Raw genomic sequence first — 13,422 nt, forward strand, 5'->3', positions numbered from 1 at the left:
ATTGACGGTTGTAGCCGGAGGGGCAGCGGGCGACTTCGCCAAGCCTCGGGCCGGATGGCCATCCGGCCCGAGGCTCAGTCGCTTCCATCGCACAAAAATCATCTCGTGCAGATACAAGGGGCGGCGCGACCATGCTAGACGGGCCCTCCGCAGCGTCATCATCAGTTCCCACTCCAGCCTCTTGTGTCTGGGTTCGCCACGGGCAAGGATCGCGCCGACGAAGAGTTTGCAGGGAGGCGAAGAAATGTCGCTCGAGGGAAAGACGCTGTTCATCTCCGGTGGGTCGCGCGGCATCGGGCTGGCGATCGCGCTGCGGGCCGCGCGCGACGGCGCCAATGTGACCATCGCGGCCAAGACCGCCGAGCCGCATCCGAAGCTGCCGGGCACCATCTACACCGCCGCTGAAGAGATCGAGCAGGCGGGCGGCAAGGCGCTGCCGGTGCTGTGCGACATCCGCGAGGAGGCGCAGGTCGCCGAGGCGGTCGCCAAAACCGTCGAGAAATTCGGCGGCATCGATATCTGCGTCAACAATGCCAGTGCCATCCAGCTCACAGGCACGCTGGAAACCGACATGAAGCGCTACGATCTGATGCATCAGATCAACACGCGCGGCACCTTCCTCGTGTCCAAAACATGCATTCCGCACCTGAAGTTGGCCAAAAACCCTCACATCCTGAATCTGGCGCCGCCGCTCGACATGAAGGCCAAATGGTTCAAGAACCACGTCGCCTACACCATGGCCAAGTTCGGCATGTCGATGTGCACGCTGGGCATGAGCGCGGAATTCGCCAGGGATGGCATCGCGGTCAATTCGCTGTGGCCGATCTCGACCATCGACACGGCGGCGGTGCGCAATCTCCTGGGCGGGGCGACCGTGGCGGCGATGAGCCGCTCGCCCGATATCATGGCCGACGCCGCGCATGCGATCTTCATGCGGCCGTCGCGCGAGGCAACAGGCAATTTCTACATCGACGAGGAGGTGCTGCGCGCCGAGGGCGTCAACGATTTCTCGGTCTATGCGCCCGGGGCTACCGGACCGCTGGCGGGAGATTTCTTTGTGCCGGACGAGGTGTTTGCGAATTCCGATACGAAGATCAGGACAGCCTTCTAGAAATGCCTGGGATAGTCCATGCGCTGATGCAAAATGCGTACGACGTTGATGGATCCCTGGCCCATTCGCAGAAACACCACGTGTGACCCGACGGCATACTTCAACAAATCCGGACGGATATTCGAGGCGCTTCTCGCGATCGTCGGGAATTGATCTATAAGTTTGACCACGGAGTGGATGGTGCGGATATACGCCTCCGCTCGCTCCGCGCCCCATTCACCTAAGGAATGGTCCCATATGGCGTCCAGGTCTGCTTTCGCCTTCGGCGAAAACCGGACGGTCCGCTTCACCGGTGTTTCTTGGACTTGAGAAAAGCCTCGATGTCGAATGGCTCGGGATCGCCAGACTTGTCCCCCTCATCAATAGCAGCCCGAAGCTGCTCAAGCTTCAGTTCCTGTTCTTCCAAAAGACGCAGGCCTGCGCGAACGGCTTCGCTGGCTGAGCCGAAGCGGCCGCTCGCGATCTGTCGCTGGATAAAGGCGTCGTACTGATCACCCAATGTGATGGACGTGTTCTTGGGCATCATCAATCTCCGATACCAATAGATGGTATCAATTCGTCGGAGAGTTGACAAGCATTGGAGCGCGGTCTCTCATTCACGCCTGCCTTGCTCAGGCCCCTCAGCCGGCGTTGGCAGCGTATTCGGCCACCAGACCATCGTTAGATGGGCTTGAAGCAAAAAACCCCGCCGGAGAGGGCCGGCGGGGCTCAATGCGTCCCGCTGGAGTCGGGACGGGGGCAGGGAACGCCCACTGCAGAATCTGGGGTGCGAAGCCCGGTGATTCAATGAGCCGGCTCCAAGGGCTGTACAATTCTTGTTGACCCGGCAGCGCTGCTGCCAGTTCCAGCCCATCCCGGTGACCGGGATGAGCTGCTATTGCCGACCTGATTCCAGAAATCACCGCAAGGCGCTGGAAACGCAGGTCAATTGTTGCTCGCCACCGGCGCCACCAGCGAGGTGATGCGACGGATTGCGACGCGCCTGTTCTCGCGGTTGGGCGCCGAGGTGTCGACCTTCAGATACTCCTCGCCATAACCCTGTGTCGTCAGATTCTCGGGCGGGATGCCGAAGGCATTGGTCAGCGCTTCCGCAACCGCTTCGGCACGGCGATCCGACAGTGCAAGGTTCGCCTCCGGCGTTCCGACGGCGTCGGTATGGCCCTCGATCAGGAAGGTCTCGGCTGGGTTCTTCTTCAGCAGTTTCTCCATGGCGTTGGCGACGCCCTCCAGTTTCTGCACCTCGGTGTCGGAGATCGAAGAAGAGCCGAATTCGAAGTTCAGCGTGTCGAGGTCAATGCGCCGAGCAATGTCACGCACGCGGGCCGAACGCTTGACCTCGTTGATCGAATAGAGGCGCTGCACCTTCTCCACCGGCGGCTGTTCGAGGAAGGTATAATAGTCGTCGTCGCTTTCGACATCCTCGGAATCGAGAATGTAATCCCGGCGCGGGATGGTCAGCCGGATCGGCGGCAGGTCATCGCCGGGATCGCGCCAGTCGTTTTCGTCCTGGTAGCTGCGCTCGTCGACATAGCTCAGCACATATTCGCGACCGTCGGGCGCGATGCGCGACCGCTGCAGAATGTCGCCGTAGCGGTTGCGGATGGTGACGATCCGGAAGCCATTGTCGCGCTCGACCGTCTCGCGCGTGCGGCCCTGCGGCAGGTCCTCGTAGTAGACGTCCTTGGCGCCGCGGGTCAGGCGCGGGCGATCATTGCTCTGGACGAACGTCTGATCGTTGAACTGGATGATGACCCGGTCACCGATCTCCTTGAGCACGTCGACGCCCTTGGGCCGGCGGCGATCACGAATGTCCTCGTCAGGCGCGCGCTCGAGGCGCTTGCCCTGCTCCTGAGTCACAGGCACGATCTTTTCGGGCCTGATCGCCTCCTGGGCGGTCCTATCGTCCGTTGGGGGCGGACCCTGATCCACCGGCGCCACTACCGGCTTGCGGCCCTGGTCACCGCCCTGCTGGGCATTCTGCCCGCCATTTTGCTGCCCACCATTCTGCTCTTCGCCATTCTGGTTGGCGGGCTTGCGGCCGCCCTGGCCATTCTCGCCGCGACCCTTGCGCTTGGCATCCTTCTGGCTGTCGAGGATGGGGGCGGCGTTCTTGTCGGCGGGTGCTTCCCCCTGAACGGGGTTTTCGCCCTGGACAGGCGCGGCCTTCCCGCCGGTGGCGGGCTGCTCTCCCGTCGCCGGCTGTTCGCCGGTGGCGGGCTGTTTGCCGGTCAGCGGCTGTTCGCCGGTCGCAGGCTGCTCACCGGTCGCCGGCGGTTCGCCAGCCGGTTTCCTGCCGTGTTTCTTCGTCTTGTCCTGCGACTGCTCGCCCTGGGCGGCAGGCTGCTCGCCGGCGGGGGCCGGTTCAACCTTCGGCGTCGCTTCGCCGGCAGGAGCTTCCTTGGGCGTCGGGGCGGTCTCCGGCACGGCGGCCGGCGCCTCTTTCTGCTGATCCTGCTTGTGTTTCCTGCCGGGCTTGACCGGCTGGTTGTCGTTGGCGGGCGCTGCCTCGCCGGCGGGCGCCTGTTCGGTCTGCTGCTGCTGGTCGCGCTTCTTCTTGCGCGGCTGCTGCTCGTCGGTGGCGGGCGCTGCCTCGCCGGCGGGCGCCTGTTGGGTCTGCTGCTGCTGGTCGCGCTTCTTCCTGCGCGGCTGCTGCTCGTCGGTGGCGGGCGCTGCCTCGCCGGCGGGCGCCTGCTCGGCCTGCTGCTGCTGGTCGCGCTTCTTCCTGCGCGGCTGCTGCTCGTCGGTGGCGGGCGCTGCCTCGCCGGCGGGCGCTTGCTCGGCCTGCTGCTGCTGGTCGCGCTTCTTCCTGCGCGGCTGCTGCTCGTCGGTGGCGGGCGCTGCCTCGCCGGCCGGTGCCTGCTCAGCCTGCTGCTGCTGGTCGCGCTTCTTCTTGCGCGGCTGCTGTTCTTCGGCCGCGGGGGCGGGCTTCTCGGCGGCGGGAGCGGACTCCGTCTGCTGCTGCTGCTCGCGCTTCTTCTTGCGCAGCTGTTCCTGGTCGCTCTGCCCCTGATCGGTGGGCGTGTCCTGCGCCAGGATGATCAGCGGCGTCGCGCCGCGCTGCATGGGGCCGAACGCGGCTGTCCCCTGGAGCGGGGACGCGCCTAACGGCGCGGATGCCATCAACAGGCCAAGGGCTGTGCCTGCCAGAATCCGTGGTTGGCGTTTCATCGAAATTCTCCTTGTGGGGTCCCATCCTTGCCGAAACCGCTTTTAACGAAATTGGTTCCAGCGGCGCATCGTTAGGGGCCGTACGGGGCTATTGGCCGGCCTTTTGAAGGCAAATTCGTGTCATTCGAACGAGTTACCGCGCCATTTCCCGCTCTTGCAGCGCTTGACCTCGGCGGCGGCTGGGGCCACATGCCGGAAATGGAAACGCCGTTCTGGAAAACCAAGACGCTGGAAGAGATGAGCCCCACGGAGTGGGAATCGCTCTGCGACGGCTGCGGCAAGTGCTGCCTGTCGAAGCTCGAGGACGAAGACACCGGCGAAATCTACTGGACCAGCGTCGGCTGCCGGCTGTTCGACGCCGAAAGCTGCCGCTGTGCCGACTATGCCAACCGACTGGCGCGCGTTCCCGATTGCGTCGGGTTGACGCCGCAGAATGTGCGCACCATCAGCTGGCTGCCCAGCACCTGCGCCTACCGGCTGGTGGCCGAGGGCCGCGACCTCTACTGGTGGCACCGGTTGGTATCGGGCAGTGCCGAGACCGTACACGAGGCCGGCATCTCGATGCGCGGCCGGGTCAAGGCCAGCGAGACCGACCTTGCCGAGGCGGAAGACTATTTTGACTATATGCTCGACGACGAGCCCTGACGCGCGGACATCGGCAGGAGTTTGCCTGTCGGGAACAAGGACGAGGGAGGCGTTTGGCGCGGATATTGTTTGAATGCCGGCAAGGGATTTGGCCGGCGAGGGATTTGCAAATGACCGGGGCTTTGCCCCGCCGGCGCCAGATGAACCGCAGATGAACGGGCAGTTCGTAAACAGTTCAGGCAGGCCAGTGCATTCTCCCGCCATCGGTTTCACGAGGACGGGCGCAAGCCCGCAACAAGGAGAGAGAACCATGTACACCACCATCAAGACGGCAGCGCTTTCGGCTCTGGTCGGCCTCGGCGCGCTGACGGCCATCCCCGCCCATGCCGACAGCCTCTATCTCGGCTTCGGCAACAACCAGGATCCGCGCTTCGGCGTCTATGCCGGCGACGACGGCTATCGGCATCGCCGCGACGACTGGCGCCGCGACGGCTGGCGCCGCGGCTGCTCGCCGGATCGCGCCCTCGACAAGGCCGAGCGCATGGGCCTCTACCGAGCCCGCATCGTCGATGCCAACCGTCGCGTGGTCAAGGTGATGGGCCGTCAGGACGGCGACCGTGTCGTCATCGTGTTCGCCAACGAGCGCGGTTGCCCGGTCATCTATCGCTGAGGCTTAGGCCTGGAGGCTGATCTTCTGCGAAGACCAGCCTGGAGACACGACCTTCCATGAAGGTCGGTCTGGACTAGCGGAGCCCCTGTCTATCGGGCGGGTGCGGCTCGAAAAAACCCCGCGGGAGCGATCCCGCGGGGTTTTTCATGCGGGCCAAGGGGCGGACGATGGCCGGCAGGACCGGCCATCCACTCAACCGGTTACTTCAGTTCGAAGGTAACGGTGACCTGGACATTGTAGGCGTTCTCGCCGGCCTGCACCGGCGCTGCCCCGGCCGCGGCGTCGAAGGCCTTGGCGTTGATCGGCATCGGCGCCGGCCTGATGTTCTGATCCGTGATCTCGAGCACCCGGCCGAGGCTGACGCCGGCCGCCTCGGCCAGCGTCCTGGCCTTGGCCGTGGCGTCGGCGACAGCCTTCTTGCGCGCCTCGGTGACGGTGGCCGCCGGATTGTCATTGGTGAAGGCGATGCCGCCGCCCTGGTTGACGCCGAGCGACACCGCCTTGTCGAGGATTTCGCCTGTCTTGTCGACGTCGCGCACGCGCACCGAAAGCGTATTGGTCACCTGATAGGCGACGAGTTCGGCCTCCTGGCTGCCGTCGGGCTTGTTGGTGTAGTTGTAGCGGGGGTTGATCTGGATGCCCGCGGTCTGCAGGTCGCGATCCTTGATGCCTGCGGCCTTCATCGCGGCGATCACGGCGGCCATGGCGTCATTGTTGGCGTCGAGCGCGGCGCGCGCCGTCTTGGCTTCGCGCATGACGCTGAGCGTCAGGATCGCCAGATCGGGGGCTACGGTTGCTTCGCCCTCGCCGGACACGATGATGCGGGGCGGCGTCGGCAGGTCGGTGGCTCCAGCCATCGCCGGAAAGGCGATTGCAGCGGCGAGCGCGAGGGGCAAAAGATGTTTGGTCATGAAAATCTCCTTGGTCTGCGATCAGGTCGCAAGGGTCGCGTAGAGCGCGATTATGGGTTGATTTGGGCGATCTGCGAAAGCCCGCCGGTAAAGCCTTGTGCAGCGATGCGAAAAACATTAATCCAGCCCGCGTGGGGCCTGTAGCTCAATGGTTAGAGCCGGCGGCTCATAACCGCTTGGTTGGGGGTTCGAGTCCCTCCGGGCCCACCAAAAGTCTCACTCAATGTAGAAACAAATTTCGAGCGGTTCAAAACCAAATCCGAGCGGTTCAAAAACAACCTTTAGCGGTTCATTGCCTAGATTGTATGTCCGTTAAACCTCTGATTTAGATAGGGCTTTTAGTACTAATCGCTGCAAAAAGATCGCCTGGTTAGCTGCGATCATGCCTCGTTCGTGACACAATTCACCCTTTCGAAAAACAAGCGCCAGCGATTCAAAACTGACGTTCAGAGCGATGTGATGTCCTCCGCTCGGCTGGCTCTTCCCGTCAGGATGACGATTGTCTCCATCGTCGACCGGTCCCGCAGTTCACTGCAAAGCCCAGAATCTCAAAACTTGAGACTCTCATTTTGAGAGAGGTTCCCTGCGGATTCGCGGTCCCGGGCCAGAAGTGCCCTCATCGGGAATGAACGTCACGCCGGACCCCTCGAAGGCTTCCTGAAACCGGCGGCGGATTTACCGTTCGGAGTCGCAGAATCGCAATTCGATTGCCGCCTCAGAACCGCAAGTCGTCTCGCTTGATGGCCGACAGAGGAAGGCGAAGCCCTGGTCCGTGTCCTGGTTCACTTGAGACAAACTCGACCCCTCTGGCTTCGAGAGCGACCTGGACTCGCTTGAGTGTGCGAACAGCAACTCTTTCGTCCTGCTCGATCCGGAGGATAGTCCGCTTCCCGACGCCAGACTCCCGCGCGAGTTCGGCTTGCGTCATGCCTAATGCGGCGCGAGCGGCCCGCAAGATTTCGTTTGGGACGATCATTTTCTCAAAGCGTGCAGGGCCACAGTCGTGGGTCGCATTCGACCACAGGAATCCAGCCGCCACAAATAGACGCCAAGAACGCCAATAATTGGCGATCTGGACGCCGATCTGCCGGCGCCGTATGTATCGCGCCGTTGATTCCCGCGAATCAAAGGATTCTCACTGAGCGGATCCTTCGATCGGAACATGGAGGCACCGCATGCTGCTTTTTGGTCGCGAAACGCTTACCGACGACATGGTCACCTTCCAGGTCGACCGCCTTGTCGCATTGGCCACTGATTTGGAGCGCGTCCGTCGTGGTGTGTCGCCGGAAGCGATAGCGGGTGGTTCAGCCCCAAGTCTCGACCGATGGATCCTTACCCAGCGAGCCGTTCCCTGCCTTGCTGGGCTGTCGACTGGGCATCCACGACTCCTCGGCAAGGACAGATTGATCGCCACATCAGATTTGTGGGTGCTCTCCGAAGACCAGAATTGGGCGCGAACGCTTTCGAGGTGGTACAGACTCGGGCGTCCTGCCGAGCATTTCGGCCTCGATGCGTGACGTCGAAAATGACGGCCAAGGCTTCACCTCACGACCGACATTTCGTGCGACGCCGCAAGGCGGCGAAGGCGGGCCTGCATCTGCCGACCGAGGTGGAGCTCTTGAGAGGTATGCCGTTCCTGAGCGAGGACATCAGGAGCGACATTCGCGAATTCGCCGAACGCTTGTCGCGAAGGTTGAAGCGGAACCCACGATATGAAATCGCACCACTGGTCGCGGCGCTGGACGATCTCGCGATCGGCCAGGACGAAGAGGCCGTCCAGCGCGTCGAGGCGGCGCTGAAGGAAGCCACCGGCTTCGATGACATGTCGGTCCACGCCGCCCGGCTGCGGTTCCGGTTCTATCTCGCCTCGTACGGCTGTCCGCAAGCCGCCGCCACGATCGCCGGCGAGACGGCGTCGATGGCGCTTCACGATGTGCGCGACCATGGCGACTTCAGACTCGTGTCGCGAGCATTGGCCTGGGCCATGGCAGCCAACACCTACGCCTTTATGCATAGAGATGGTCCGGTGCGGTGGCCCCCCAGCAAGGTGGTGCGCGACGTTTGCGCCTACGCCGCAGAATTCGAGACAGCGATCCGGCAGCCGGAACCGGACGAAGAGTCGAAGGACAAGGACCCACCCGCCGCCGAGAAATGGGACGACTTCCTGGACGAACCGGTCGAGAGGGCCAGAGAGGCGGACGGCGCGGTCGTCGTCGTCCGCTCGATCGGCAACGACACCACCTCCGAAGGCAAGCGGGTGGTCAAGGAATTCGACGGGCTGCTCAACGTGGCGTTGCCGTTGCCCGTGACGCCGGAGCTCGCGCCGGTGCGAGCCAAGCTTGCGGCAGAGTTTCCATACGCCATCGCGGTAATTGACGATATCCTAAGGCGCTTGGTCGGCAGGAAGCATGTCCATCTGCGGCCGACCATCCTTGTCGGAACGCCGGGATGCGGCAAGACCCGACTAGCCAGGCGGTTCTATGAAGAGCTGGCGATCCCTTACGAACTCGTCCCGTGCGGCGGCTTGAGCGACAGCGCGCTTGGCGGGACGGCAAGGCGCTGGTCTTCCGGGGAACCCAGCCTGGCCGTCATGGCAATCCGCCGCCACCGCAATGCCGGCCCGATCATCGTCCTCGACGAGATTGAGAAGATCGGTACCAGTCGCCACAACGGCAACTTTCACGACGTCTTGATCGGCCAGTTCGAGAAGGAAACCTCGTCGCGCTGGTTCGACCCCTACGTCGAATCCGCCTGTGATCTCTCCCGTGTCTCCTGGCTGATGACGGCGAACACCGTCACGACCATCCCGCCGGTTCTGCGCGACAGATGTCGAATCCTTGGCTTCCCCGAGCCCGGTCCCGACCACCTTGCCGTGCTCGCGCCCCGCATTCTCGAACGCGTGTACGCGGATTCCGGGCATGACCCGCGCTGGGCGACGCCGCTCGATGCGATCGAACTTGCAGCGTTGGCAGCCAACTGGCAGGGCGGCTCGATCCGGCAGCTCGAGCGGCTGATCGAAGCGATCGTCGAGGCCAGGGAGCGGCATCATCCGCGGCAGTGAGCGAAGGAACCGGAATGCTTTGCGGTAGGCATAAGCAGGGAGTGACCGCAGATACAGCGGACCAACGTGACTGGAGAAGAGAGACGTCATGCTGCGCTTTGGACCAAACATCGATCTTGATTTGACAGCTTTCGGGGATGAAAGAGTCCGGCTTGAGGCTCTGGTCGCCGACCTTTGGCACGTTAGTCTCAACCAGCGTCCGGCGTTGAGCGTCACGCGTGATGCGCCGATCCTGGAGGAATGGCGTTTGGCACTTCGCCCGACCCTTTGCCTCACCGGAGTGACTACAGGGCATCCGAAGCTTCCAGGCAACCGACGGGCGATTGTGACGTCTGGCCTGTGGATGTTTTCGGAGCAACTCGGTCTGGGAAGAACCGCATCCCGTTGGTACCGGCTGGGAAGGCCGGTCAGTGATGTCTCGAAGGATTCGTGACATGGAGGGCACGTGCCAAGAAACGGCCTCACCTTCCCGGTCAGTCCTTAGCCTGTCTCGCCTCGCAGCGAGTGGGGCGGGCGTTACGAGCAGGGATCCTGCAGACAGGCATTCCAGCCTTTGCACTGCGGCGCCCAAGAGAGCCGGGCATTTGACGAACAAAGACGACTGGAGACTGACATGAAACTCTGGATCTGGTCCGACCTGCATCTCGAGATGCAGAACCCCGTGTACGTGGACAAGGCTCCGGAAGCCGACGCCATAGTCTGTGCGGGCGACCTCTGCCATGCCGACACGCTCGGCGATCACGCGCAGCGGCTCATCGAGCGCTACGAGCTACCGATGATTTTCGTGCCCGGCAACCATGAGTTCTACGGCAATCGCGGAGTCTGGCCGCCGCGAACGAAACCTTCCGACCATCTTCTGATGAAGGATGTGGCCGAGGCATCGCGATCCTGGCGGAACCGGCTTTACGTCCTGGACGACGACATCTTGGAACTCGGCGGCGTGCGGTTTATCGGCGGCACGCTGTGGACCGATTTCAAGATGGACCTGGTGAACGACGCCGGCCTTTCGCGGCGGATGCAATTGGCGCTCTCGAGGCTGGCTGATTTCTCGAGAATCTGGCTCGGCGACGGCGATCTGCTCTCGCCGCAAGTCATGCTCGGGTTTCACTTGTTGACGCGCGGCTTCATCGAGCGAGAGCTGGCGATCCCTTTCGACGGCAAAACGGTCGTCGTCACGCACAATCTGCCCCATCCTGATTGCACGCCTGCGGCTTACGTGGGCAGGGAAACCAACTTTCTGTTTGCCTGCAGCAAGGAGGCGTTCGAGGGAACCCTGAAGTCGGATGCGGCTCCAGCCCTGTGGATTTGCGGTCACACGCATCATCCCAGCGACATCAGGGTTGGCCGGACGCGGATCGTCTGTAATCCGATGGGGTACCTCAGGGTCGCCGGCGAGCGCGACAACGGCTTTCAGTGGGATCTCGTGATCGACACGGAGGATCTGTCGTGAAGACCCGGAGTGCCATGCTCTGCAGGCCGGATAGTCCGCAGCCTTGGACGCTCGCGGTGATTTTGCCGGAGACGGCAGCGCTGTGCCGCCTGCTGTTTCGATAAATGCCTGTGATCGGAGAACGCGATGCCCAGTTCCAAACCGAAGACTGCTGTCGCCAAGAAATCGAACGTCATCAAGACTGATCTCTTGGCACGGGCCTATCTTGACATCCTCGCTCGCGAGGCGGGCGTAAACTCGAAGCCAATGCTGCGCGCTGGGTCAGGAGACCCCTCCGATTCCATCGAAATCCTTCTCGATGACTTGATGGACACGCCAGCGGATGGATGCAGTTACGGACGCGCTCGACCGGTCAGGCTACTTGTCTGCCGACGAGGTCTCGCAACTCGGTAGCAAAACTCCCTGAGTGAATGAACCAAGGCGTTGAGTCCTATGAAAATCTGGACGTTTTCCGATCTCCACCTCGAATTTGCGGAGTTGCCACGGCCCCTCGCGATTCCGGACGCCGACGTCTGCGTGGTCGCTGGCGATCTCTGCCGAGCACCGGCCAACGGAGTTCACTGGTTGGCCGAAAACATTGCTCATGCGATGCCCTGTGTCTATGTCGCCGGCAACCATGAATTTTATCGAGGGTCGATCCGGGAAGGATTGGAGGACGGCCGCAGTGCCGCCGCAGGATTCCCGAACGTCCATTTTTTAGAAGATGATTTCGTCCTCATCGACGGCGTCCGCTTCCTCGGCGCCACGCTATGGACCGATTACCGAATCCAAGGGCATCCGGAATTCGACATGGTCTACGCGCGCGAGCGCATGAATGACCACAAACTGATCGCGAAGCAGCGGAATCCTTGGCAAAGATTCGTGCCGGAGACGGCGTTTCGGATGCATCAGGTATCCCGTCTGTTCATCACTTCGGCGCTGAAGGCAGATCCGATTACCACGATCGTCGTCACGCACCACCTACCGCACGCGAAATCGATTCCTTCTAGATTTGAGGGCGATCCACTGAATGCCGCCTATGCGAGCGACCTGTCCGACGTGATCGAGGAAGGACGTCCTGCGCTCTGGGTCCATGGACATACCCATGACAGCTGTGACTATCAGGTCGGAAGTACGCGCGTCATCTGCAATCCGCGCGGCTATGACGGCGAAAACGGCGCGTTCGATCCGGGTTTCGTTCTCGAAATTTGAAGGGTCTGCTGCGCGACCTCCTTTCTGGGATGGGTCGAACCTTATCCGGAGTCCAAGTGTCCTGTGAGTGTGTAGATTGGATTTTTCTTGGGCCTTCGAACCGCTGTTTCGATATCGCAGTCCGGCCTGGCTCACAACCGTCGCTGACTTCCGTTCCAGAACTGTGCCCACGTCTCACCCCAGCAGCATGACCTGGTTCAGGCTCGACTACTTCCGCGGTGCGCTCAAGCAGGATTCGTTGTTCCACGCGAGGCAGGGTTAATCTGCCTTCGAATCCTTCAAGTCGATCGGATGCCCATATTTCCGTAACGAGGAGGGAAACAAAGATAAAGCTCTGGACTCACCAGGGATCAGCCAGCCCGAAGTCCCCGGATCGGCCGACGCTGCTCTGTCCCTAGCGCAGCCGGGCTCGTCCGCAAGGGACGCTCCGCTCAAGCCCTTGCGGACTGCGCGCGCCAGCGCTCACCGGGACGCGCGACGGCGGCTCCGGGGATCAGTTCCAGACCACCTCGGGCGGTAAGCTCGCGGTCCACTCAGCGACCGCGAATGCTTGATGTCGTGAAGTCGGTCATCGGCGGGCTTCCGGCCTGACGGCCTTGCCCTAGATCGTCCGGGAGGCTGGGACGGCAAAGTCGGCACGGATGGCTTTGCGATGGTTTTCGTAGATGTCTCGTAGTGGCAGGGAAGGTGACGCCGAAAACCTGTCAAATTTCTTTGCGGCTTTCGAGGAGATGATTGCGGCGATGCCCGAAGCCACAACGAAGGCCATGGGATAAAATCGAGCACAGTTCCAGCGTTTTGGCGCGTTGGCCGTCCTCTCTTGGCGTGCCCTTGCGGATTGCGTTGGCGATGTTTGTCGGGACCGACGACGGCTCCAGGGATCAGCCTTGGGTTCCAGACCACCACCATGCTGTGATAGGCCGATGGGAGTGAAGAGGCGAAGCGCCTACTGCGCCGTTCCGTTCTCCGACCAATGCGAGGCCGACGAGCCGGGGTCAATGTACCGCCCGATGGTTCGCAAGTAGGCGGCGATCTCAGTTAGCAGAAAGTCGCGGTCGCCAAATTCTTCGCCTATGCGATGGAGTTCATCCTCCGCCGCCACCATTTCCTCGACGTCGCCTAGGCAATAGTTGAAATGGCCGATGGCACAGATGTCACAGCCCGACTTGATCACTCTGTCCACAAACGCAGGGATGTCGCTTGCCTTCATGAGTTGCCTGTCTGTCATTTTTGAGGGTCTCTCCTCGCGCGCCTCCCATCTTAATATCAATCACC

15 protein-coding genes and 1 tRNA gene are annotated in these 13,422 nt (G+C 62.1%); 9 read left to right on the top strand and 7 right to left on the bottom strand.

Annotated elements, in window-relative coordinates; genetic code table 11:
• The first annotated feature begins 244 nt into the window (after window positions 1-244).
• On the top strand, window positions 245-1,111 hold the full coding sequence (locus EN850_RS12390) for an NAD(P)-dependent oxidoreductase (protein ID WP_135867291.1): 867 nt from the start codon (window positions 245-247) through the stop codon (window positions 1,109-1,111).
• Here EN850_RS12390 and EN850_RS12395 read toward each other — a convergent pair.
• From EN850_RS12395 to EN850_RS12405, 3 genes are all read right to left on the bottom strand, one after another.
• Entirely contained in the window at window positions 1,108-1,401 is a 294-nt protein-coding gene (locus tag EN850_RS12395; RefSeq protein ID WP_127276902.1) for a type II toxin-antitoxin system RelE/ParE family toxin, read from the bottom strand. The genes EN850_RS12390 and EN850_RS12395 overlap by 4 nt on opposite strands.
• Window positions 1,398-1,637 (bottom strand): type II toxin-antitoxin system ParD family antitoxin, encoded by a 240-nt coding sequence (locus tag EN850_RS12400; RefSeq protein WP_245511728.1) that lies wholly within the window; start codon window positions 1,635-1,637, stop codon window positions 1,398-1,400. Before EN850_RS12400 ends, EN850_RS12395 begins: the two co-directional genes overlap by 4 nt.
• A gap of 398 nt (window positions 1,638-2,035) precedes the next feature.
• Window positions 2,036-4,279: an OmpA family protein gene (locus EN850_RS12405; protein ID WP_135916362.1), complete on the bottom strand. Its 2,244-nt coding sequence runs from the start codon at window positions 4,277-4,279 to the stop codon at window positions 2,036-2,038.
• Window positions 4,280-4,477: 198 nt separating this feature from the next.
• Between EN850_RS12405 and EN850_RS12410 the strand changes: the two genes are divergently transcribed.
• Both EN850_RS12410 and EN850_RS12415 read left to right on the top strand, forming a co-directional pair.
• Window positions 4,478-4,924, top strand: a complete 447-nt coding sequence (locus EN850_RS12410; RefSeq protein ID WP_135930560.1) for a YcgN family cysteine cluster protein — start codon at window positions 4,478-4,480, stop codon at window positions 4,922-4,924.
• A 250-nt stretch (window positions 4,925-5,174) separates the two neighbouring features.
• Window positions 5,175-5,534: a hypothetical protein gene (locus EN850_RS12415; RefSeq protein ID WP_127276908.1), complete on the top strand. Its 360-nt coding sequence runs from the start codon at window positions 5,175-5,177 to the stop codon at window positions 5,532-5,534.
• Window positions 5,535-5,734: 200 nt separating this feature from the next.
• On the opposite strand, the gene EN850_RS12420 is transcribed toward EN850_RS12415, so the two are convergent.
• A complete protein-coding gene (locus EN850_RS12420; RefSeq protein ID WP_127870079.1) occupies window positions 5,735-6,445 on the bottom strand; it encodes an SIMPL domain-containing protein in 711 nt (236 codons plus the stop codon).
• A gap of 134 nt (window positions 6,446-6,579) precedes the next feature.
• Here EN850_RS12420 and EN850_RS12425 point away from each other — a divergent pair.
• Window positions 6,580-6,655: transfer RNA gene (locus EN850_RS12425), tRNA-Ile, on the top strand.
• A gap of 505 nt (window positions 6,656-7,160) precedes the next feature.
• Here the strand turns inward: EN850_RS12425 and EN850_RS12430 are convergent.
• Window positions 7,161-7,421, bottom strand: a complete 261-nt coding sequence (locus EN850_RS12430) for a helix-turn-helix transcriptional regulator (protein WP_136091357.1) — start codon at window positions 7,419-7,421, stop codon at window positions 7,161-7,163.
• Window positions 7,422-7,620: 199 nt separating this feature from the next.
• On the opposite strand from EN850_RS12430, the gene EN850_RS36325 reads away from it, so the two are divergent.
• Complete coding sequence (locus tag EN850_RS36325) at window positions 7,621-7,962, top strand: DUF6634 family protein (protein ID WP_189591076.1); 342 nt, start codon at window positions 7,621-7,623, stop codon at window positions 7,960-7,962.
• 23 nt (window positions 7,963-7,985) lie between these two features.
• Here EN850_RS36325 and EN850_RS36330 read toward each other — a convergent pair whose 3' ends face one another.
• Window positions 7,986-8,279, bottom strand: a complete 294-nt coding sequence (locus tag EN850_RS36330; protein ID WP_189591079.1) for a hypothetical protein — start codon at window positions 8,277-8,279, stop codon at window positions 7,986-7,988.
• On the opposite strand from EN850_RS36330, the gene EN850_RS12435 reads away from it, so the two are divergent.
• The 4 genes from EN850_RS12435 (at window position 8,268) to EN850_RS12455 (ending at window position 12,147) form a co-directional block, all read left to right on the top strand.
• On the top strand, window positions 8,268-9,506 hold the full coding sequence (locus EN850_RS12435) for an AAA family ATPase (RefSeq protein WP_189591087.1): 1,239 nt from the start codon (window positions 8,268-8,270) through the stop codon (window positions 9,504-9,506). The two genes, EN850_RS36330 and EN850_RS12435, sit on opposite strands and share 12 nt — an antisense overlap.
• A gap of 88 nt (window positions 9,507-9,594) precedes the next feature.
• Window positions 9,595-9,939: a DUF6634 family protein gene (locus tag EN850_RS12440; RefSeq protein ID WP_136091359.1), complete on the top strand. Its 345-nt coding sequence runs from the start codon at window positions 9,595-9,597 to the stop codon at window positions 9,937-9,939.
• A 180-nt stretch (window positions 9,940-10,119) separates the two neighbouring features.
• A complete protein-coding gene (locus EN850_RS12445; RefSeq protein WP_136091360.1) occupies window positions 10,120-10,956 on the top strand; it encodes a metallophosphoesterase in 837 nt (278 codons plus the stop codon).
• A gap of 432 nt (window positions 10,957-11,388) precedes the next feature.
• On the top strand, window positions 11,389-12,147 hold the full coding sequence (locus EN850_RS12455; RefSeq protein ID WP_136091362.1) for a metallophosphoesterase: 759 nt from the start codon (window positions 11,389-11,391) through the stop codon (window positions 12,145-12,147).
• A gap of 946 nt (window positions 12,148-13,093) precedes the next feature.
• On the opposite strand, the gene EN850_RS12460 is transcribed toward EN850_RS12455, so the two are convergent.
• Window positions 13,094-13,375, bottom strand: a complete 282-nt coding sequence (locus EN850_RS12460) for a hypothetical protein (RefSeq protein WP_246689186.1) — start codon at window positions 13,373-13,375, stop codon at window positions 13,094-13,096.
• Between the last annotated feature and the right edge of the window lie 47 nt (window positions 13,376-13,422).

Source organism: Mesorhizobium sp. M8A.F.Ca.ET.207.01.1.1 (genome assembly GCF_004794715.1).
Lineage (GTDB): Bacteria > Pseudomonadota > Alphaproteobacteria > Rhizobiales > Rhizobiaceae > Mesorhizobium.